General features: G+C 41.4%; 21 protein-coding genes. 11 read left to right on the top strand and 10 right to left on the bottom strand.

What is annotated here, in order from left to right; genetic code table 11:
• Positions 1–53: 53 nt before the first annotated feature.
• The 3 genes from BLS32_RS08430 to glyA all read right to left on the bottom strand — a co-directional run bounded on the left by BLS32_RS08430 (position 54) and on the right by glyA (position 3,569).
• On the bottom strand, positions 54–1,748 hold the full coding sequence (locus BLS32_RS08430) for a M56 family metallopeptidase (protein ID WP_091394000.1): 1,695 nt from the start codon (positions 1,746–1,748) through the stop codon (positions 54–56).
• A gap of 18 nt (positions 1,749–1,766) precedes the next feature.
• On the bottom strand, positions 1,767–2,153 hold the full coding sequence (locus BLS32_RS08425; protein ID WP_245699368.1) for a BlaI/MecI/CopY family transcriptional regulator: 387 nt from the start codon (positions 2,151–2,153) through the stop codon (positions 1,767–1,769).
• Between the two features lie 141 nt (positions 2,154–2,294).
• Entirely contained in the window at positions 2,295–3,569 is a 1,275-nt protein-coding gene (gene glyA, locus BLS32_RS08420) for a serine hydroxymethyltransferase (protein ID WP_091393997.1), read from the bottom strand.
• A gap of 108 nt (positions 3,570–3,677) precedes the next feature.
• On the opposite strand from glyA, the gene fahA reads away from it, so the two are divergent.
• On the top strand, positions 3,678–4,961 hold the full coding sequence (fahA, locus tag BLS32_RS08415) for a fumarylacetoacetase (protein WP_091393994.1): 1,284 nt from the start codon (positions 3,678–3,680) through the stop codon (positions 4,959–4,961).
• Positions 4,962–5,123: 162 nt separating this feature from the next.
• Positions 5,124–6,431, top strand: a complete 1,308-nt coding sequence (locus tag BLS32_RS08410) for a sensor histidine kinase (protein ID WP_091393992.1) — start codon at positions 5,124–5,126, stop codon at positions 6,429–6,431.
• A gap of 2 nt (positions 6,432–6,433) precedes the next feature.
• Here the strand turns inward: BLS32_RS08410 and ytxJ are convergent, their stop codons facing one another.
• Positions 6,434–6,820 (bottom strand): bacillithiol system redox-active protein YtxJ, encoded by a 387-nt coding sequence (gene ytxJ / locus BLS32_RS08405; protein WP_091393989.1) that lies wholly within the window; start codon positions 6,818–6,820, stop codon positions 6,434–6,436.
• Between the two features lie 148 nt (positions 6,821–6,968).
• On the opposite strand from ytxJ, the gene clpB reads away from it, so the two are divergent.
• The 3 genes from clpB to BLS32_RS08390 all read left to right on the top strand — a co-directional run bounded on the left by clpB (position 6,969) and on the right by BLS32_RS08390 (position 10,565).
• Positions 6,969–9,575: an ATP-dependent chaperone ClpB gene (gene clpB / locus BLS32_RS08400; protein WP_091394714.1), complete on the top strand. Its 2,607-nt coding sequence runs from the start codon at positions 6,969–6,971 to the stop codon at positions 9,573–9,575.
• A gap of 156 nt (positions 9,576–9,731) precedes the next feature.
• Positions 9,732–9,974 (top strand): hypothetical protein, encoded by a 243-nt coding sequence (locus tag BLS32_RS08395; protein WP_091393986.1) that lies wholly within the window; start codon positions 9,732–9,734, stop codon positions 9,972–9,974.
• Positions 9,975–10,076: 102 nt separating this feature from the next.
• Positions 10,077–10,565, top strand: coding sequence for an energy transducer TonB (locus BLS32_RS08390; protein WP_091393983.1), 489 nt, complete (start codon positions 10,077–10,079; stop codon positions 10,563–10,565).
• 43 nt (positions 10,566–10,608) lie between these two features.
• On the opposite strand, the gene BLS32_RS08385 is transcribed toward BLS32_RS08390, so the two are convergent.
• The gene (locus BLS32_RS08385; protein WP_091393981.1) at positions 10,609–12,855 is read right to left on the bottom strand and encodes a M1 family metallopeptidase; all 2,247 of its coding nucleotides are present in this window, start codon (positions 12,853–12,855) and stop codon (positions 10,609–10,611) included.
• Positions 12,856–12,964: 109 nt separating this feature from the next.
• Positions 12,965–13,246 carry a hypothetical protein gene (locus BLS32_RS08380; protein ID WP_091393978.1) on the bottom strand — a complete coding sequence of 94 codons (282 nt, stop codon included), beginning with the start codon at positions 13,244–13,246 and terminating at the stop codon, positions 12,965–12,967.
• A 95-nt stretch (positions 13,247–13,341) separates the two neighbouring features.
• Here BLS32_RS08380 and BLS32_RS08375 point away from each other — a divergent pair, with 95 nt between their 5' ends.
• From BLS32_RS08375 to BLS32_RS08365, 3 genes are all read left to right on the top strand, one after another.
• Positions 13,342–14,193 (top strand): aldose 1-epimerase family protein, encoded by an 852-nt coding sequence (locus BLS32_RS08375; protein ID WP_091393974.1) that lies wholly within the window; start codon positions 13,342–13,344, stop codon positions 14,191–14,193.
• Between the two features lie 135 nt (positions 14,194–14,328).
• Positions 14,329–15,282: an alpha/beta fold hydrolase gene (locus BLS32_RS08370; RefSeq protein WP_091393971.1), complete on the top strand. Its 954-nt coding sequence runs from the start codon at positions 14,329–14,331 to the stop codon at positions 15,280–15,282.
• Positions 15,269–15,829 carry a GNAT family N-acetyltransferase gene (locus BLS32_RS08365; RefSeq protein ID WP_091393969.1) on the top strand — a complete coding sequence of 187 codons (561 nt, stop codon included), beginning with the start codon at positions 15,269–15,271 and terminating at the stop codon, positions 15,827–15,829. The genes BLS32_RS08370 and BLS32_RS08365 overlap by 14 nt, the downstream gene beginning before the upstream one ends.
• Positions 15,830–15,858: 29 nt before the next feature.
• Here BLS32_RS08365 and BLS32_RS08360 read toward each other — a convergent pair whose 3' ends face one another.
• Both BLS32_RS08360 and BLS32_RS08355 read right to left on the bottom strand, forming a co-directional pair.
• A complete protein-coding gene (locus tag BLS32_RS08360) occupies positions 15,859–16,092 on the bottom strand; it encodes a VF530 family protein (protein WP_091393966.1) in 234 nt (77 codons plus the stop codon).
• Between the two features lie 81 nt (positions 16,093–16,173).
• Entirely contained in the window at positions 16,174–17,697 is a 1,524-nt protein-coding gene (locus tag BLS32_RS08355; RefSeq protein WP_091393963.1) for a S8 family peptidase, read from the bottom strand.
• 139 nt (positions 17,698–17,836) lie between these two features.
• Between BLS32_RS08355 and smpB the strand changes: the two genes are divergently transcribed.
• Together smpB and BLS32_RS08345 are read left to right on the top strand one after the other, a co-directional pair.
• Positions 17,837–18,295, top strand: a complete 459-nt coding sequence (gene smpB / locus BLS32_RS08350; protein ID WP_091393960.1) for an SsrA-binding protein SmpB — start codon at positions 17,837–17,839, stop codon at positions 18,293–18,295.
• A 13-nt stretch (positions 18,296–18,308) separates the two neighbouring features.
• Positions 18,309–18,674 (top strand): helix-turn-helix domain-containing protein, encoded by a 366-nt coding sequence (locus tag BLS32_RS08345; RefSeq protein WP_139171714.1) that lies wholly within the window; start codon positions 18,309–18,311, stop codon positions 18,672–18,674.
• Here the strand turns inward: BLS32_RS08345 and BLS32_RS08340 are convergent, their stop codons facing one another.
• Complete coding sequence (locus BLS32_RS08340; protein ID WP_091393956.1) at positions 18,675–19,955, bottom strand: T9SS type A sorting domain-containing protein; 1,281 nt, start codon at positions 19,953–19,955, stop codon at positions 18,675–18,677.
• A 3-nt stretch (positions 19,956–19,958) separates the two neighbouring features.
• Entirely contained in the window at positions 19,959–20,600 is a 642-nt protein-coding gene (locus tag BLS32_RS08335) for a protein-L-isoaspartate(D-aspartate) O-methyltransferase (RefSeq protein WP_091393953.1), read from the bottom strand.
• A 223-nt stretch (positions 20,601–20,823) separates the two neighbouring features.
• Here BLS32_RS08335 and BLS32_RS08330 point away from each other — a divergent pair, with 223 nt between their 5' ends.
• The gene (locus BLS32_RS08330; RefSeq protein ID WP_091393950.1) at positions 20,824–21,789 is read left to right on the top strand and encodes a Gfo/Idh/MocA family protein; all 966 of its coding nucleotides are present in this window, start codon (positions 20,824–20,826) and stop codon (positions 21,787–21,789) included.
• Positions 21,790–21,814 lie beyond the last annotated feature (25 nt).

Here is a 21,814-nt window from a genome sequence, read left to right as displayed (position 1 = left end):
ACAATTCCTGTTCGCTGATTGGGCGAATAAAATTTTACTGAAATCTTTGTGGATTATTTAGCCGACGTTTTTGTGTTGTATTCGTAATTGTAAGCAATCGAAATGTCTTTCGATTTTACATATTTCGTGCTGAGTTTGCTTTGCAGATTTTGCGGTTGTTTGACTCCGTTCACGATCAAAGCATCGTGTGAAAGCAGGTACGAAAGGTTGTTATTTGTGTTGATGATCTTTTCAGAAATCAGATCAGATATGATGTTATTTGTCAACTGATCGACATCGATATTTGATGGCAAATCGTTGCCCGTAATTCCGGTTATTACATGAACGACTGAACGTTGGACTTTTTCAGGTTGATCGCCGGTAACTGTTGTCGTGGTTGATGTGGTTGTTCTGATTTTTTCTGCTTTTTGCGGTTTTGCTGCCGCTTCTACCCTTTTCAATTGTGCATTGGCTTGTTTTGCTTGAACATCGGTTTGTTTCGCAATAAAATCAGCTTGTGCTGCAATCGCATCTGCTTTTGCTGTTTCGAAATCCGCTTGTGCAACTTCAGCGTCGGCTTGTGCGGCAACGGCATCGGCTTCCTCAGGTTTGCAAACTGCTGCCGCTGCCTGGATATCGGCTTGTTGGGCAAACAAATCTGCTTTGGCTGCAGCCTGATCTGCTTCAAAAATTTGCTTTTCGTAGGCTACATTTGTACGCGAACTGATTGGGCTTTCAAATGGAATTTCCATCATTTTCCTGTTGGAACAAGCCACTAAAATTACTGCAATGGCAACCAAACTTACAGAAAGCAACGTTTTTTCAATCGAATTCAGCGTTTTATTGTTGTCGTAAATAATGCGTTTGGCACGATTAAGCAAATGGTTTTTACTTTTACCAAATCCCATCGCAAGTGAATTATTTTTGAGATTGTATTCTTCAAAAGAAACCAAAGCATGCACAAAACCAGATTTATTTTCTGTAGCCGAAATCGCAATATCATCACAGCAATTCTCGCGTTCGTCACGCAAAATCGACGACACCCAAAGCAAGCCCGGATTGAAGAAAAACAAGATTTCGGCGAAACTTTGCAAAATATTGATGGCGTAATCTTTTCTGCGGATGTGTGCAAGTTCATGCAATAAAATGGCTTCAATCTGGTCTTGTGGCAGATTGGCTAATAATCCGGCCGGAATCAAGATCATTGGCTTCATAAATCCGGTTACCGACGGCACTTTGACCAATCTCGATTCGAGCAATACAATGGTTTTGTGAAGTTTGATGCGCGTCGCCAATTCGGCTATTTTATCCTGCCAAAATTGCGATGGTGCCTGGGTTTTGTAATTTCGGATCCTGTAAATATAACTGAGGTTTCCAAAAATTCCGAAGCAACGGATGCTGAAAATAAGGAACCAAATTAGTACGATGAAGTTGGCATTGTGGTTTAAAAAGTCGATGATGATTTGGGAATAATCGCTATAAATAATCGTTGCTCCGGTTTGCCCGAATTGAAGCTGCAAATCCTGGACTGGCAAATTTAGCCGCGTGATCGTCTCTGCATTTTGATTTTGGAATTCATAGTTGAACGTCAATCCGCTCACAACCAAAAATCCGACAAACAAACCTGCAAGAATATTGTAACGCAGCGCCGAAGTTGATTTCTTCGTCAGTAAAATGACCAATCCGGCAAAAAATGCCAGTAAAAATCCCTGCCAAACCGAGTGAACCAATGTCCATGAAATCGCTTTTAATAACATATCATTTACCATAATCGCTGTATTTAATGGTTATTTGTTTTCGAGTTTGTCGAGCAGGTTTCTAATCTCGTCAATTTCGTGCTGTGATGTTTTTTTATTTCCAAGCAATTGCATCATTAAACTGCTGCTGGAACCATTGTACATCGCATCGACGAATTTATCAAGTAAAAATCCTTTCGTTTTTTTCTCTTCGATCGCCGCGCTGTAAATGTGTTTCATGCTCGACTTATCTGTGGTCAGCATTTCTTTCTCTGCCATGATCTGCATCAGTTTTAAAGTCGATGTGTATTGCACTGCCCTTTTCTGCTCGTTTAATTTGTCGTTTACCAATCTTACGGTCGACGGGCCAAATTGCCAAAGCACCTGTAAAATTTCGAGTTCTGATTTTGTCGGTTCCGATTGCATATTCTTTTCCATGGTCATTTTGTTTGAACATTTCAAAGGTAGGAAATTTTTCGTACGAACAAATTATTATACCGATTATTTTCAAAAAAATTTCGTTCAATAAAAAACCCGCAGGATTGGTGCGGGTTTCAATGTATTTGTTACAGGGGAATTTTAGAAAACAAAAATCGCGCGTTCGCTCATCATTTCATTGACTTCGTCGCCTACTTCAGCAATAATGTCTTCATTGGTATGGTTCATCAGTACGCGGTCGATCATGTCAACGATCTTTTCCATGTCCGATTCGACCAAACCTCTGGTTGTAATTGCAGGTGTTCCAATACGGATTCCCGATGTTACAAAAGGCGATTTGTCGTCAAACGGAACCATGTTTTTATTGACCGTAATTTCGGCTTTTACCAAAGCATTTTCAGCTTCTTTACCTGTGATGTTTTTATTTCTGAGATCGATTAGCATCATGTGGTTGTCAGTTCCGCCCGAAATTAAATCATAGCCTCTTTTCATAAATGCTTCGGCCATGGCTTTTGCATTTTTCTGAACCTGCATCGAATAATGGAAAAACTCATCAGTCAACGCTTCCCCAAATGCCACCGCTTTCGCCGCAATGATGTGCATCAATGGCCCGCCCTGGTTTCCTGGAAAAACAGCAAGATCCAATAACGCCGACATCATCCTGACTTCTCCTTTTGGCGTCGTCAAACCCCATGGATTTTCAAAATCTTTACCCATTAAGATCATTCCGCCTCTTGGTCCGCGCAATGTTTTGTGTGTTGTTGTCGTTACGATATGGCAATACGGAATCGGGTCGTTCATCAAACCTTTGGCGATCAATCCTGCCGGATGCGAAATATCGGCCAATAAAAGCGCGCCCACACTGTCTGCAATTTTTCTGAAACGCTCAAAATCCATGTCGCGGCAATAGGCCGATGCGCCTGCAATGATCATTTTAGGCTGCTCTCTTGTCGCAATTTCCTGAATTTTATCGTAATCGAATTGGCCTGTTTCTTTTTCAACACCGTAGAAAGACGGCGTGTATAATTTCCCAGAGAAATTCACCGGGGAACCGTGTGTCAAATGTCCGCCATGCGACAAATCAAAACCTAAAATTTTATCTCCGGGTTTTAAGCAAGCCGAATATACTGCGGTATTGGCCTGAGAGCCAGAATGCGGTTGCACGTTGGCATATTCCGCTCCGAAAAGCGCTTTGGCACGATCGATTGCGATTTGCTCAACAACGTCAACAACCTCGCATCCACCATAATATCTTTTGCCCGGATAGCCTTCTGCATATTTGTTTGTCAGGCAGGAGCCGGCAGCTTCCATCACTGCGTCACTGACAAAGTTTTCTGAAGCGATCAGTTCCAATCCGTGAATTTGTCTTTCCTGTTCTTCAAGAATTAAGTCAAAAATTTGTTCGTCGTGTTGCATTTTATAATTTTAAGTTAAAACTTTCCAAAAGTACGAAAATCGTTTTTTAAATACATCAATAATGATATATTTGATAACTGAAATTTTTTAACAAATACAAACCCAAAAATGCCAATAACTGCAAATAATCCGAATCGTAAATCCTGGTTAGACGTGCCGCAGGACAGTGATTTTCCCATACAAAATATTCCATTTGGGGTATTCATCACCAAAGACGACGTTGTGACCATTGGAACCAGAATCGGAGATTATGCTATTGATCTGGGCGCTTTGCAGCAGTTGAATTATTTTGAAGGCATTGAACTGACTGATGACATGTTCATGCAGGACACGCTGAACGATTTTATTTCTGACGGAAAAAAAACCTGGCGTTTGGTGCGCAACCGCATTGCAGATATTTTTGGCTCTGAAAACTCTGAATTGCGCGACAACAAAGACCACCGCACCATTATCGTTTGCCATATTGAAGATGTAGAAATGCAGCTTCCTGTGCTCATTGGTGATTATACCGATTTTTATTCAAGCAAAGAACATGCAACGAATGTCGGGATGATGTTTCGCGATCCTGAAAACGCATTGTTGCCAAACTGGCTGCACATTCCTGTAGGATATCACGGACGCAGTTCTTCGATTGTGCCATCGGGAATTCCGGTGCACAGGCCAATGGGACAATCTTTGCCTTTGGGCGAAACAACACCCGTTTTCGGGCCGTCGAGGTCGATTGATTTTGAACTTGAAATGGGTTTCATTACAACAGATGCCAATATTATGGGCGAGAACATTCCGGTTCATGAAGCCGAAGATTATATTTTCGGAATGGTGTTGCTGAACGACTGGAGCGCGCGCGACATCCAGAAATGGGAATATGTACCGCTTGGCCCATTTCTGGCAAAAAACTTTGCAACGTCAATTTCTCCGTGGATTGTAACGATGGATGCTTTGGAACCTTTCAGAATCAAAGGGCCGAAACAAAATCCAACGCCGCTTCCGTATTTGCAGCAAAAAGGAAAACATGCTTACGACATTAGCTTGGAAGTTTCGATTGAGCCTGAAAATGGCGAAGCGGTCGTGGTTTCCAATTCAAATTTTAAATACATGTACTGGTCGATGTGCCAACAATTGGCGCACCATACGTCTAATGGTTGCCGAGTGAATTCGGGCGATATGATGGGTTCGGGAACGATTTCCGGGCCGACATCAGACAGCTTTGGATCGATGCTTGAAATTACGTGGAACGGTAAAAATCCGATTAAAATGAAAGATGGAACTGATCGTAAATTTATTAATGATAATGATTCGGTAACCATCAAAGGATTCTGCAAGAACAATGAAGTAAGGATTGGCTTTGGTGAAGTTTGTACGAAATTATTGCCGCCGTTTGTAAGAAAATAAGATTTTCTAATATAGATGTATTTAAAACTCCGGTGTTACAACTGGAGTTTTTTATTGGTTAAACTGGAAATATCCGAAAAAAAATTGTCCTTCTCAAAACGATTGCAAATTGTCTAAAAACCTACCCATACTTACACTATCTTTGGGATCTAAGTGCATCAGATGAAAAAAAAATTAAATGCTACCGGTAAAACAAATATCAACGAGGAACACGATACATTAAATAACGCCGCAGCATTAATTACTGCCAATAAAAATCTCGCTTTTCAAATAGCCGACAAAGAAAAACGTGCCGCTGAATTGGTAATCGCCAACGCTGAACTTGCTTTTCAAAACCAGGAAAAAGAAAACCGGGCTGCGGAACTTATAATTGCCAACGCTGAACTTGCCTTTCAAAACCAGGAAAAAGAAAACCGGGCCGCGGAACTTATAATTGCCAACGCTGAACTTGCCTTTCAAAACCACGAAAAAGAAAATCGTGCCGCAGAACTTATTGTAGCAAACGCCGAACTGCTTTTCCAAAACCAGGAAAAGGAAAAGCGCGCTGCTGAACTTGTAATCGCAAATGCCGAGTTGCTGTTCCAAAACCAGGAAAAGGAAAAGCGCGCTGCTGAACTTGTAACCGCAAATGCCGAGTTGCTGTTCCAAAACCAGGAAAAGGAAAAGCGCGCTGCTGAACTTGTAACCGCAAATGCCGAGTTGCTGTTCCAAAACCAGGAAAAAGAAAAGCGCGCTGCTGAACTTCTTATTATCAATAAAGAACTTGAATCATTTACTTTTATTTCCAGTCACGACCTTCAGGAACCTTTGCGAAAAATCCAAGCATTTTCAAACAGGATTTTGACCGAAGAATATTCAAATTTATCCGAGAAAGGAAAATATTATTTCGAACGTTCACAGCATTCAGCGCTCCATATGCAAAACCTGATCAATGATTTGCTTGCTTATTCAAGAACTACCGAAACAGAGCGAAAATTTGAATATGCCGATCTAAATAAGATTGTCAAGGAAGTCATGGCTGCTTTAAAAGAAGAACTGCAGCAAAAAAATGCGACTATTGAAATGCCTGAACTCGGAAAAGCATACATCATCCCGTTTCAATTCAAGCAATTGCTGCAAAATCTGATTGGCAATTCACTTAAATTTACCAAGCCAGAATTGCCGCCGCACATTTATATCGAAAGCAATTATATCAAAAATGAAAATGACAATATGCTGAAATTTCCGATGCCGGTCGATTATTGCCATATCAGCGTAAGCGACAACGGAATCGGGTTTGATTTACAATATAAAGATAAAATTTTTGAGATTTTTCAAAAGCTGCTCGATAAGAAAGATTACGAAGGAACCGGAATCGGGCTTACGATTGTAAGAAAAATTGTAGAAAACCACAATGGTTTTATCACCGCGACGAGCGAATTAAATAAGGGCGCAACATTCGATATTTATATTCCTGCCGTACCGGTTTAATTTCAGCTGATTTTACTTTTCAAAACTTCTGCATCAATCCGGTCATGCGAAGTATCATAAACCGATTTTCCGTCTTTAATTAATAAAATTTGCGGCGATTGATGCACAACCTGAAAACGGTTTGCGATTTCATTTGAAACATCACGATGTTCGATCAAATTTAAAAAATACGGCTTCACTTCTCCATGCAGGTCAAATTCATTTTCAAATTGCTTCAAAGCCATACGGCTGATACTGCAACGCGTGCTGTGCTTGAAAATCACAACCGGCTTTTCGTTTGATTCTTCCTGAATTTCATTTAACTGTTGCAAATCTGTTAAATTGTTCCAACCTATTTTTGAAGATTCCGTACCTTTATTATTGCTGTTTCCGAAATTGAATATTCCCATTTTGTCTTGGTTTAGGACATTTTGTCTGCTAAAAAATTGATCGTGCAGACATTTTGTCGGTTTTTTCCTATTGGACTGTAATTTGAAAGCAGCCCAATCAAATTTAGAAAACTCAAATGGTTTATCTGTTAAACTTAAAATAAAATATATGAATATAAATATCTTAACCATTAAATCCCAGGAAGCTTTGCAGCAAGCACAGGTAATCGCTCAGAGTTATGGCCAGCAACAAGTCGAGAATGAGCATATTTTCAAGGCTATTTTTGAAGTCGATGAAAATGTAGCGCCATTTATCCTTAAAAAATTGAATGTGAATGTGCCGCTGTTCCAGCAAATCTTAGACAGCACGATTCAAAGCTTCCCAAAAGTTTCAGGCGGAAGCCTTTCGCTTTCGCGTGATGCCAATTCGGCGCTGAATGAAGCTGAAATCATCGCCAAGAAAATGAACGATGAATATGTTTCGATCGAACATCTGATCCTCGCCATTTTCAAATCAAGAAGCAAAGTCGCACAAATATTAAAAGACCAGGGTGTTACCGAAAAAGGCTTGCAATCAGCAATTGACGAACTCCGAAAAGGCGAACGCGTCACTTCTGCATCTGCCGAAGAAAATTACAACGCTTTAAATAAATATGCAAAAAACCTTAACGAACTCGCTAAAAACGGCAAGCTCGATCCTGTAATTGGCCGCGATGAAGAAATCCGCCGCGTCTTGCAGATTTTAACCCGAAGAACAAAGAACAATCCGATGCTCGTAGGCGAACCCGGAGTTGGTAAAACCGCAATCGCGGAAGGTTTGGCGCACAGGATTGTCGATGGCGACGTGCCGGAGAACCTCAAAGACAAAGTCGTTTTTTCCCTCGATATGGGCGCATTGATCGCAGGCGCAAAATTCAAAGGCGAATTCGAAGAACGATTGAAATCGGTTGTAAAAGAAGTTACATCTGCTGAAGGCGATATCGTTTTGTTTATTGATGAAATCCACACGCTCGTTGGAGCTGGCGGCGGTGATGGCGCGATGGACGCTGCAAACATCCTGAAACCTGCGTTGGCGAGAGGCGAACTGCGTGCCATTGGCGCTACGACGCTCGATGAATACCAAAAATATTTCGAAAAAGACAAAGCGCTCGAAAGGCGTTTCCAGAAGGTGATGGTCGACGAACCGGATACCGAAAGTGCGATTTCAATCTTGCGCGGCATCAAGGAAAAATACGAAACCCATCATAAAGTCCAAATTAAAGACGATGCGATCATTGCGGCGGTTGAATTATCGCAGCGTTACATTACGAACCGATTTCTTCCTGACAAAGCGATCGATTTGATGGATGAAGCAGCGTCAAAACTGCGCATGGAAATCAATTCAAAACCTGAGGAACTCGATGTTTTAGACCGCAAAATCATGCAGCTTGAAATCGAGATCGAAGCGATCAAACGTGAAAATGACGAAAGCAAGCTTAAAGGCCTCGGAATGGAACTCGGAAATCTTAAAGAAGATCGCAATGAAATTTTTGCCAAATGGAAATCAGAAAAAGACGTTGTTGATGCCATCCAAACCGTAAAAACAGAAATAGAGGATTTTAAATACGAAGCAGAACGTGCAGAACGCGACGGCGATTATGGAAAAGTGGCCGAAATCCGTTACGGAAAAATCAAAGATTCACAAATTCGACTGGAAGATCTGCAAAAGCAATTGGCAGAAAACCAATCAGGTGGCACTTCACTGATCAAAGAAGAAGTGACGCGCGAAGACATTGCCGAAGTCGTTGCCAAATGGACCGGAATCCCGATAACTAAAATGCTTCAGGGCGAACGCGAAAAATTGCTGAAACTTGAAGATGAATTGCATAGACGCGTTGTCGGGCAGGAAGAAGCAATCCAGGCAGTAAGTGATGCCGTACGCAGAAGCCGCGCAGGTTTGCAGGATTTAAAAAAGCCAGTAGGAACTTTTTTATTCCTTGGAACAACCGGCGTCGGAAAAACCGAATTAGCGAAAGCATTGGCCGAATATTTATTCGATGATGAAAACGCCATGACCAGGATCGACATGAGCGAATACCAGGAAAGACATAGCGTGAGCCGTTTGATTGGCGCGCCTCCGGGCTATGTAGGCTATGATGAAGGCGGACAATTGACCGAAGCCGTACGAAGAAAACCATACTCTGTGATTTTGTTAGATGAAATTGAAAAAGCACATCCGGACACGTTCAATATCCTGTTGCAGGTTTTGGATGAAGGGCGTTTGACCGACAACAAAGGACGTTTGGCAGATTTCAAAAATACGATCATCATCATGACATCGAACATGGGAAGCGGGATCATCCAGGAGAAATTCGAAAACCTTAAAGGCAGCGTTGAAGCAGCGACTGAAGCGGCAAAAATCGAAGTTTTAGGGTTGCTGAAACAAACCGTCCGCCCGGAATTCATCAACAGGATTGACGAGATCGTAATGTTTACACCGTTAACATCGGCGAACATCCAGCAAATTGTTGGATTGCAGTTGAAGTCAATTACGAAAATGCTCGCACAACAAGGGATTGCCATGGATGCCACTCCGGAAGCGATCGCGTACTTATCAGAAAAAGGTTACGATCCGCAATTTGGCGCAAGGCCTGTAAAACGCGTCATTCAAAGGGACATTTTGAACCAGCTTTCAAAGGAAATCCTTTCGGGAGCGATTGCAACCGACAGCATTATTCTGATCGATGCATTTGACGGCCAATTGGTTTTTCGCAATCAAACGAAAGAAATAGAGTAAATTCTGATGGCCGATTTTCAGATAACCGATAAATAGTTACATCATTACCCAAAAACAGAAGATTTTCATTAAATGTTAAATCTTCCGTGATTTTTTATCCGTAAATTGAAGCATACTTGATTTGGCTTTGCTATGCACAAACTCAAAAATCAATGTATGGATAAAACAAATGTGATCATTAAAATTCCCGGTTTACTTTATGAAAACGACCATTTCATAAACATAGAGGAGGAAAAATTGATCGAAAAGACGATCGAATTGTTGCGCAGCAGAAAAAGCATTATCAATGTGCTTTTCAATTCAGACCACAAGCCAGCAACCAAAAAAGTAGATACGCTGACAAAGGTCGAAATTCTGCTGTCAGACGAAACGGGAAATTTCAATTATTACGAAGATTAAATGTGAAAGGCCGGATGTAAAATCCGGCTTTTTATTTGTATGAATTTGAAATGCTTAGCGCTTGAAAACAGAAAATTTCTATATATTTGAAAAAAATACGATATGAAAAAGTGGCTGTTTATGATTCTTCCTTTTATGTCTGTCGCGGCATCGGCACAAAATAATGTGGCGACAAATATGACGGCTGCCGCTTCTGAAAAGGTTTTCCGCACGCCGGATGTCGATTCGAAACCGCAGTTAAAAAACGGCATCAACGAATTGTCGGTTTTCATCGGGAGCAATTTTAAATTTCCGCAGATCAAGAACAAGCAGATCAAAATATTTGTCAGTTTTATCGTAGAACCAAACGGAACCACCAGTGATGTGAAGGCTTTTTATGTCAATGTGAAAGACCTGGTTTCAAATGGCGATGATCAGGTGAAAATCGAAACGGAAGCCCAGAAAGAACTTCACGCCGAACAATCCAGTTCACTCAAAAAAGAAGCTGTTCGGGTGATTACCGCATTTAATGAAAAGTGGATTCCGGCTAAGAAAGACGGCCAAACCGTGCGCTGCCTTTACAATTATCCGATTAACTTCAATATAGAATAAAAGTACCTCAAATGGGTGCTTTTTATTAAAAATCCAACCTAGATTATTTCTCTTTTAAAAATTCATACGTCACATTATCGTAAACATACGCTACCATTGATTTATCGGCATTGAACTGGAATACCATATTTTGTGGGGCGCGGTTTTCAAATTTATCGGGTCCGATCGGATATAACATTTGTTCTCTTCTTCCAAAACTAAACATCAAAAATCCGTTTTTCTCTGTAAAGATTATTTTTGCTTTTGGTTGTTTTTTATTGGCGTAAGTTCCGATATATTGTTCTGCAATTACATCTTTTTCCAAAGTGTTTTTCCCAGAAACCCAACTATTGTTTGTTGCATTGCTGTCTGGAAACACATGATTCGGATCGATTGTGACACTTTCAATTTCTTCTGTGGACGGATATTTGAAGGTCCAAGTTTTGTTGCGCTGCCAGATCTCCACCGGAAGGTTTTCGTTTAATATTTTTCCGCTTTTGGTTTTGATCGAAAGTACCACAGGCATCGCCATTTTTTCAAGATTTTCAACAGTTACCACCAAACCTTTTGCCGGATCATTTTTAAGGTATTTCACACCAGTGATCGCCTGGTCAAGTTTCCAGTTATTGATGAAAAATCCCCTCCAGAACCAGCCTAAATCTTCTCCTGAAACATTTTCCATCGTCCTGAAAAAATCGTCTGGCGACGGATGCTTAAACGCCCATCGGGAAATATAGGTCTGAAAAGCAAGATCAAAACGCGCTTCTCCCAAAACCTGTTCCCGCAAAATTGTCAAGGCTGCGCTTGGTTTAAAATACAATAAAACGCCGATATTTTTTTCCTGCATGTTATCTGCAGAACTCATCACGCTTTCCAGTTGCGGATTGGTGAGGTATGATGCAGATTGATTCATATCAGCCGCCGGGCTTTTGTATTCGCCATGGTTGAAATCGGTTTCGCTGAGCGAATTGATAAACGTATTGAAACCTTCGTCCATCCATCCGAAGAGCCTCTCATTTGAACCCACAATCATCGGAAACCACGAATGCCCGAATTCGTGATCGGTCACACCCCAAAGATCAAGGCCTTTTGCATCCCAACCGCAAAAAACAATTCCCGGATATTCCATTCCGCTCGCATTTGTAGCGACATTTGTAGCCGCGGGATAAGGATATTGAAACCATCTTTTTGAATAATTCTCTATTGATGTTTTTGTATATTCTGTTGCCCTGCCCCAGGCATCGTTGCCGCCAACTTCAGCTGGATACGCCGAAATCGCCATTGATTTTTTTCCGTCAGGAAGATTGATCTTCGCTGCATCGATCACAAATGCCGCCGATGAAGCCCAGGAAACATCACGAGCATTTTTCATTTTGAAATGCCAGTTGAGTGTCGCTTTTCCTAACGGGCGTGAACCCGGATTCATTACTTCATCCGCAGAACGGATCGCAACCGTTTTATCGCTTTGTGCTGCAGCAGCCCAGCGTTTTTGCTGTTCTGAGGTATACACTTCACTCGCATTCACAAGCTCACCCGAACAAACTACAATATGGTTTGCCGGTGCTATAATGTTGATGTCAAAATCGCCATATTCGAGATAAAATTCACTTGCGCCAAGGTATGGATTCGTGTTCCACCCACGAATGTCGTCATACACGCACATTCTCGGATACCATTGGGCAACACTGAATATCTGACCGTTTTTCGTATCTTGGATCCCCATTCTGTCCGATCCGTAAATCGGGGAAATGAACGAAAATTCGATTTTGATTTTGACTACGCCGCCGTTTGCTGCAAGTTCCTGCGGAAGTACAATCTGCATGCGCGTGTCGTAAATATTAAATTTAAGTTCGGTTTCTGAAGATCCAGTTTTGGATGTGGTAATCGCTTTAACCGATTTGATTTTATGGCCGCCGTCGAAAACTTCTCCGTTTGCACCATTTCGGCTGCCTTCAAGCGGGATCAGTGCAAGCCCGCGCGAATCTTTATCGAATAAATTCTGGTCGACATTCATCCATAGAAAAGACAATTTATCCGGACTGTTGTTCGTGTAAGTCAGTATTTCTGAGCCTGAAATTTCTCGTGCCTGTTCGTTTAGTTTTGCAGTCAGTGCATAATCAGCGTGATTCTGCCAATATTTCCGTCCGGGCTGTCCGCTTGCCGAACGAAATTCATTGCCGTTTCTACTGTAAAAGTTATTCGCAAAAGTTTCGGAATAATTGTATTTTGAAATGGGGTTTTCCTGTGCGTTTACTACTGAAACCGCACATAAAAATGCCATCGAAAGCATTTTACTGAAGATATTTTTCATGTATTTAAAATCAGAATGATGCCGTAAAATTACTTCAATTAATTGCAATATTGAAATTGGCAAGCAAAAAAAAACACCAACCGAGGCTGATGTTTTTCATTGGAGTATTTTATAACGATTTGTAAATCCTGTTGATGGGTATCGAAAATCCTTTTTTGAGGATGACCATTTGGTCAGTGACGCCCCAAACTGTGGTTTCAACAACTTTTTTAGACTGGCTGTCTTCAAAGAAAATCTTAATTTTTGAGTGTTCCAGATTGCCTAATGACAAGGCGCGGTTGAGTTCGCTTTCGCGCTGGTATTTTTCGTCGCGGTCATTTAAAACATCACTTTTAGGGAACTGAAGGGAATCGATATGTTCCTTCTCGATGGTTTCGAAATTGGTTTGCATAGGGTTACAATTTAATTATTAGTAGATTAATTGGGATTATAAATTTAATGAAATATATTTACCAGCCAAGAAAAACTATTAAAATTTAAAATATTTTGCATACAATCATTTCAAAATCAGGAATAATCGCAAGGTTTTTAGAAAATGGCGCCGAATTAATCTCTCTAAAAAACCATTCCGGTAAAGAATACATCTGGGAAGGAAATCCGAAGTTCTGGGGCAAGCATTCGCCCGTGCTTTTCCCGATTGTTGGAACATTAAAAAATGATTCCTATTTGTACAACAATCAGCAGTATCATTTGTCAAGGCACGGATTTGCACGTGATCGTGAGTTTTCGGTTCTGTCAAAATCTGAAAATAGTATCGTTTTTTCATTAACTGATTCAGATGAAACCCTGAACGTTTATCCATTTCATTTTGAGCTTCAGGTTGAGTATACTTTAAATGAAAATTCGCTTAAAACACGTTACAGAGTCATCAATAAAAACGATTTTGAAATGCCGTTTTCACTCGGAGCGCATCCGGCTTTTGCTTTGTCAGAAAATTTTGAAGATTACAGCCTGAAATTTGAAACCAATCAAGAATTAGCGTATCATTTGCTTGACAAAGATTTAATTTCCGATCAGACTTCAACGCTGCACTTAACGGATAAAACACTTACACTTGGTTACAAATTATTTGAAAATGACGCATTGGTCTTCAAATCAGTTCCGGCAAAAAAAATTACCATTCTTGAGAACGGGAAACCGCGGATAAAAGTTGGTTTTTCAGATTTTCCCGATCTTGGGATCTGGACAAAAGTGGGCGCGCCGTTTTTGTGCATCGAACCTTGGTTTGGTTATTCTGACAGCGCTGCATCGAATGGAAACCTCATCGAAAAAGGCGGCATTCAAATATTAAACCCGAAAAAAACATTTGAAGCGGCTTTCAGCATTGAAATATTTTAAGCACTTTTTAATATTTTTAAACATAGAGTATTTGTAACATATATTGTGATAGATATTAGAAACGTTTTTTTGTAACATCCTAATTTTGTTGCGGACATTTTACGCTGTCCGTTTTACAAATACCACAAAAAGCCGATGCGCCATTTTTTATTACTTTCCTTACTGCTGATTGTTTCCAGTTGCGCCGTTACGAGAACTTCAAATGATTTTATTTTTCCAACAAAAGAAGGCAAGGCAAAATATGTTGCTGCTTATGACGACACCCTAAAATCGTTGTGGAATGTCCCTTTTAAAGAAGATGACGTGCCCACGACTTTTGGCTTGGCACACGTGATCATCAGCGGGCCGGAACACGGCGAACCTGTCGTTTTATTTCACGGGACCGATGCGAGTTCTACAATGTGGTTTCCAAATATCAAAGCAATCAGTAAAGAGTACCGCGTGTATGCAATTGATTATCCCGTTGAAGCTGGAAAGTCGCTGATGAACCTGCCCGACCTCAGCAACAAGCAAATGATTAAGTTTTTTACTGAAATTTTCGATTGGTATGCTTTGGAGCATATCAATTTCGTAGCCGCTTCTCGTGGCGGCTGGATTGCGACTTATCTGGCGCTACAGCCTGAAAATCGGGTAAAAAAACTCATCCTTGTAAGCCCGGCACAAACTTTTGGCGGTGTCGACAAAAAGGGAAAAGCACTTACAGCTTTGGTCCTGAAAATGTTTCCCGACCGCGCCAAGCTGGCCATCTTTTTTGACCGTTTTTCATTTTATCCTGAAAAAATTGATGCGAAATACAAAGAACAATTCTATCTTGCCAATAAATATGGAAAAAGCAAACCCGGACTCACGAAGATGCTGCAGTTTCGGGAAAAGGACATTTCGTCATTGAAAATTCCTGTGCTGGTCATGGTTGGCGATCATGACGTGATCAACAATGTAAAGGTTTTGGAGAAAGCCAAAGCATTGCTTCCGGATTGTGAAACGGCGATTATCGAAAATGCAGGTCATTTCATTTCGATCGACCAATCTGAAATCGTAAATAAAAAAATAGTGGATTTTTTAAATAAAAATAGTGATGCTCGAGATTAATTTTTCTCCTTTTCCGAATTTGGAAACACACAGGCTGTTGCTGAGGCGCGTAGAATCGAATGACGTAAATGAGATTTTTGCCATTCGTTCAGACGCCGAAACCATGAAATACATTCCGCGCCCATTGGTAGAAAATATTCAAGAAGCCCAATCGCACATTGACATGATCAATGATAAAATCGAAAATAACGAAGGCATCAATTGGGCAATCACTGTAAAGAGCAATCCAAAACTCATTGGCATCATTGGTCATTATCGCATAAAACCCGAGCACTACCGCGCCGAGATCGGTTACATGCTGCATCCGGATTTTCATGGAAAAGGTTACATCACAGAAGCCATTGAAAAAGTCGTCGCTTTTGGTTTTAATGAAATGAAACTGCATTCGATCGAAGCGATTATCGATCCCGAAAATTGCGCATCGGCAAAAGTCTTAGAGAAGAATGGTTTCGTAAAAGAAGCGCATTTAAGGGAAAATGAATATTACAACGGGAAGTTTTTGGATACGGTGATTTATTCGATCCTTGAAAGCGATTTTAAAAAATAGGCTAACCTTTATTTGTTTTGCAGAATGAATCAGTCGCGATTTAATTTCGGCAAAGTTTTAACATACAATTCTTCTACTTTTTTCCTTGCCCAATTGGTTTTCCGAAGAAAAGTCAGGCTTGATTTAACGCTCGGATTTTCAGTAAAGCATTTGATCCTGATCAATTCGCCCAAAGTATCAAAACCATAAAATACTTCGAGCTGTTCGAGGATTTTCTGAAGCGTGATTCCGTGAAGCGGATCGGGCGATTTCTTTTCGTGCATGCTGCAAAAGTATTTAATCCAGACCAACATCCATAAAAAAACCGCCAATAGTTTCCTGTGGCGGTTTCATTTTTAGTTTTTTTATTGAACAGCTTGCAAGGCGTTGATGTTTCCATAACCAAATTCAGGATTTTTCGTCGGATAAAAACGCGCTGACTGCTTCATTTTATTCAACACCTGATCGCGCGTCCAGGTTGGATTTTTCGCCCAGACCAAAGCCGCAATCCCGGCAGTTGTTGCTGTTGCCACAGATGATCCGCCCACATAATCCGACTGGTTGTCATAATAACTCACAACCGGTGTGGTATTTCCTGTTGCCGTGCGCTGCATTACAACTGTAAAATCAATTTTGCTTCCGCTATGGCAATCGTCGCATTTTTCATAAGTTGCGCCTTCTTTAATTCCGGTAACAGCAACTGCTTCGGCCATAGATGCAGGAAAAATCACGCCTACGAAAGTCGTAAAACTCGTAGAAGTTCCGCCTGCACAGAAGATCAGCTTGCCTTTACTGTATGCATATTTGATTCCGTCCTCAATTTTTCCGACAGAGAAAATATGGCCCATCGACATTGAGATGATTTTCACATTGGTATTATTTCCCAAAGCAGTCAGCGCATTTTTGACGCCCGATTGCTCCTGAAATCCGTCAAGAACTACATTTGAAGCGGCGCGGTACGTGACTAAATTCGCATTGTAAGCCACGCCAACCGGCAAACCATTGTCGTTTCGTGGCGCAGCTGCAGCCGAAGCCATGCTCGTTCCGTGTCCGCATTGGTCGTTCGGGCCATCGGTTGTTGTTGACCACGGCCAGACTGAATCCACGTAAGTGCCATATTTCTGGATCGTTCTTCCTGTCGAAAGTCCATCATTGAAATTGCTTCCCAACAAAGTCTGGTTTGGAGAAACGCCCGTATCTACAATCCCTATCGTAATGCCGCGGCCGGTGCTGTAATTCCACGCCGCCGGAATGTTGTGCTGGTAAAGCGTCCATGCGGCTTTTGCATTTGGCGTCACGACTGTATAATCGGCACTGCTGAGTACAGAAGAATCAAATCCGCAGCCAGATCCAGAACTTGAATTTGTAGATTGCTGGCCTTTTAGCATGCTTCGAACCGCAAAATATTTGTAATCGCCGGGTTCTATATAGCGGATGTATTTTGATTTTCGCAAGGCTGCAATCGTTTGTGGTTTGGTAACGATAACATCAATAGAATTCAGGAATTCGTCCTGGCTGATGAGTGTTTTATCCAAAGTTGTCGCTTCATTATCCAAAATGATTTTTAAAATGGCTTCCTGGATTTTTTGATTGCTTGCCGATTTGCTGCGGTCGAAATCATTTTTGCCGTTTCCAAAACCGATCGAAACAATATAATTGCCATTTTTAGTGGCACTCCATAAAATATAAGTAGAAGCTTCACTCCAGTTGAAAGATCCCTTTGATTGAATGCTTCGGTCGATTTCTGAATTGATTTGTTGTGGCGTCATCGGATCAGATTTAAACGTTTCGACGGCGACTTGATTTTCAATGCTGATGCTGTTGTCGTCTTTCGAACAGGAAACAATTAAAAACAAAAACAACAGCAGTTTTAAGTTGGATTTTATCATATTGGAATTATTGTGAGATTCGAAAACCAATTTAGGTAATTTTTTAACATATTTAAATCTAAATTTATTATTTTATTAACACTTTAAATTCGGTTGCTGCATTTTGGTTTTGATCCAAATCGCTTATCTTTGCTGCGCTATGCTAAAAACTATAAACATCCTGAACAAACGCGCCCGCTTCGATTATGAGATCATCGAAACTTTTACGGCCGGAATTGTGCTGACAGGAACCGAAATCAAATCGATCCGCCTTGGGAAAGCCCAGATCACCGAAAGCTTTTGTGAATTTAACGACGATGACGAGCTTTTCGCAATCAATACTTCGATTGAGGAATATGCTTTTGGAAACCAATTCAACCACAAAGCGCGTACGGAAAGGAAACTGCTTTTAAACAGGCGTGAACTCAAAAGCCTGCGCAAAAGCGTCGAAACGAAAGGCTTGACGATCGTTCCGTTGAAGTTGTTTACCAATGAGAAAGGCATGGCCAAACTGGACATCGGGCTTTGCCGCGGAAAAAAAACGTATGACAAACGCGAATCTTTGAAAGAACAGGACACCAAGCGCGACCTTGCCCGCATTAAAAAAGAATTCAAATAATTTTTTCGGACGAATGAAAATGCTGAAGCAAGCCCGCGAGAAAAAAGGATTTACGACGCGCCAGGTTTCGGAGATGCTCAAAATCGACCAGGCTTTGATCAGTAAATTCGAGAATGGATTGCGCCGGCCGACGGAGAAACAGCTGTTGGGATTGGCAGATTTGCTTGAGATTGATTTTGAAACATTGGCCACCGAATGGCTCAAAGGCAAAATCATCGAACTTGCCAATTCACACAAATTCGGGCTGAAAGCATTTAAAGTTGCTGAAAAAGAATTGTTTGCACAAGCAAAATCCGAATCTCCATCCGATAAGTTTCAGAAGCTTTTTGATGAAATGGAATCTTTAAGATCGATATTGGTACAAAAGGATAAAGAATAATTACTTCTTCAAAAGTTTTTTTACCGATGTCTTTCCGTTGGTTTCGATTTTCGCAACATACAAACCTTTAGCGAAAGCTGTGGTGTTGATTGTTGTTCGAACAGACAGATTAGCAGTATAAACCATTCTTCCTTGTATATCAAAAATGCTGATGTTCGCCCTATCGGAAACATTTACCTGAAGCTCATTTTCAAAAGGATTTGGAAGCAGGTCGACCTTTGAGCTATTGAAATTTTCAGTTTTCAATAAACATTGTGGCGCTGAACCGGCAATTGCAGTAAACACGCCGTTGTTTGCCGACCAATTTTCCCAGTTTCCGCCTGAACCTCTTGCATCTTTCCAGTTGTTGATATCGAAATAATTAGCGCCATTCATGGTTCCGGGAACTTTGTATACTTTGAGTGCGTGTCCGTCAAAATTCCACGTTAGCGGCGTATTTGGCGTGCAAGTTTCGACGGCATTTTCAGAAGAACAATCCGGTTGGATAAAATAAGCAAATTCCTGATAGTTTGGATAATCGCCATAAACGTGGGCGATGCCATCAGATCCGATGCAAACGGCGACATATTCATTGCAGGCAATTCCGTTGACATCGATTCCGAGATCGGTTTTGAAACGCGCCAGAAATGCGGTTTGCCTGCCGCGGCGGTCGGGATTGTCATAATGCGTATCGGTAATCACATTTTCCATAAACGGAATGTGTAGGAAATCATCAACACCTAAAGTCATATTTGCGCGGTACGGATTTGCAAGTGCTTGTGCAGAAGTCACCGAACCGTTTTGTGCAGAGAAATATTTGCCGCCGAGAATCGCCATTCCGGCGCTGGTTCCGCCTATCGGGCCGTGCTTGACATTGATGAAATCGTTGAGCAGGTCACCAAGTGCGCTGTCGCGGAAATACGACACATAATCAAATTGGTCGCCGCCTGCAAACCAGATCATTTCGGCATGGGCGACTTTGTCGAGTACGTAAGGATTTTCGGCACCGGCGACTGACGTGATCACCAGCGTTTCGACAGAATTTACTTCTACACCAAGTTCACTATATAAATAATCGTTATAACCGTCGCTTCCGGAACTTCTTAAAACCACGACATCGCCACCATTTGCTTTTTGCAGCAGCCACTTCATCGCGCTGTCGTGCTCTGTTGCGCCGCCCATCATGCAAATCCCAAATCGCGGTGTTGGATCGATGTTGACGGAATTTCCGGTGAAATAACTCGTATAACCCTGTGAAAATGCAACAATCGGGAATAATAAAGCGAGTAGAGATTTTGTCATAGTTTAGTTTTTGTTTTCCAATAAAGGTACGAAACGAAATTCTCCAAATTCATGTTTTTCAAACTGCGTTTCATTTTTACGGATCAGCATCGTCATGATCTGGTGTTCTTCGCCCAGCGGGATCACGAGCCTGCCTCCTATTTTTAGTTGTGCCATTAATGGTTTTGGGATGATCGGCGCGCCAGCCGTTACAATAATACTATCGAAAGGTGCGTGGTTTGGCAGCCCTTTGTAGCCATCGCCAAACGATAAATGCTTAGGCCTGATGCCGAGTTTTGGAAGCAATACGGATGTGGTTTTAAACAATTCATTCTGCCTTTCGACGCTGTATACTTTTGCGCCCATCATAAATAAAACAGCAGTCTGGTAACCCGATCCGGTACCGATCTCGAGTATCTTGTGGTCTTTTTGGATTTCGAGCAGCTGGCTTTGGAAGGCAACGGTGTAAGGCTGGGAAATGGTTTGGCCTGCACCGATCGGGAAAGCTTTGTCCTGATAAGCATAATCTTCAAAAGAAGAGTTCAGGAACAAATGGCGCGGGATTTTCTTAATGGCTTCGAGCACATTTTTATCGGTAATTCCTTTTTGCGCCAGAATCGCGGCAAGCTGGTTTCTAAGTCCTTGGTGTTTGGCAGTATCTTTCAAAATCGGGGTGAATTTTAGTTGCAATAATACGGAAAAATTAGGTTTTTTTAGGAGCTATTTCCTGCTGTTCGTTACAATCTTTTTTCTCGTGCCTTGTAAAAAGGATTTTCACTGCCATCAGGGCTAGGGCATTTCCTTCCAAATCAAAATTATCCCCAAAATAAACTTCAAATGTGATTCATCCATTATCATTAATTCTTATTTTTGTTCAAAATTTATCAATATGCTAAAAGTCGGGGTTTTAGGTGCCGGTCACTTAGGAAAAATTCATTTGCGCTTGCTGCAACAATCCGAAAAATACGAACTGGTTGGCTTTTATGATGAAAATCAGGAAAACGCCCAGAAGATCTCAAAAGAATTCGGCTACACACACTTCACTACCATTGCTTCCTTAATTCATGCTGTTGATGTTATTGACATCGTAACACCGACGCTTTCGCATTACAAATGTGCAAAAGTTTCGATCAAATCTGGCAAGCATGTTTTTATAGAAAAGCCCATTTCAAATACGGTTGAAGAAGCCGAAGAGATCATTGCTCTTGCAAAAGAATATGATGTAAAAGGACAAGTTGGCCATGTGGAAAGGTTTAATCCTGCTTTCATCGCCACCAAGCACATGATCGAGAATCCGATGTTTATTGAAACGCACCGTTTGGCCGAATTTAATCCGCGCGGCACAGATGTTCCTGTGGTTTTGGATTTAATGATTCATGACATTGATGCGATTTTAAGCGTGGTAAAATCGCCTGTAAAACATATTAACGCGAGTGGTGTTTCGGTAATTTCAGATACTCCGGATATTGCGAATGCAAGGATCGAATTTGAGAGCGGCTGCGTGGCCAATTTAACGGCGAGCCGCATTTCGCTTAAAAACATGCGCAAGTCGCGTTTCTTTCAGAAAGACGCTTACATTTCGGTTGATTTCCTTGAAAAGAAGTGTGAAGTGGTAAAAATGAAAGATGCGCCTGAAACCCCCGGAGATTTCGACATGATCCTGCAAAATGCCGAAGGCGTCAAAAAGCAGATTTATTTCGCCAATCCCGATGTGGAGCAAAACAATGCGATCCTTGACGAACTGGAATCGTTTGCCGATGCGATTAAAAATGACACTACACCAGTCGTTACGCTAGAAGACGGAACCGAAGCGCTGCGCGTGGCGTATCGGATCATTGACTGCTTTAAAAAATAATTTTAATCCTATAAGAAATTGAAGG

The organism is Flavobacterium noncentrifugens, from assembly GCF_900100375.1.
In the GTDB taxonomy this organism is placed as follows: Bacteria; Bacteroidota; Bacteroidia; order Flavobacteriales; family Flavobacteriaceae; genus Flavobacterium; species Flavobacterium noncentrifugens.
Note: the sequence above shows the minus strand (reverse complement) of the source record. Positions and strands in the feature narration are given on the sequence as shown.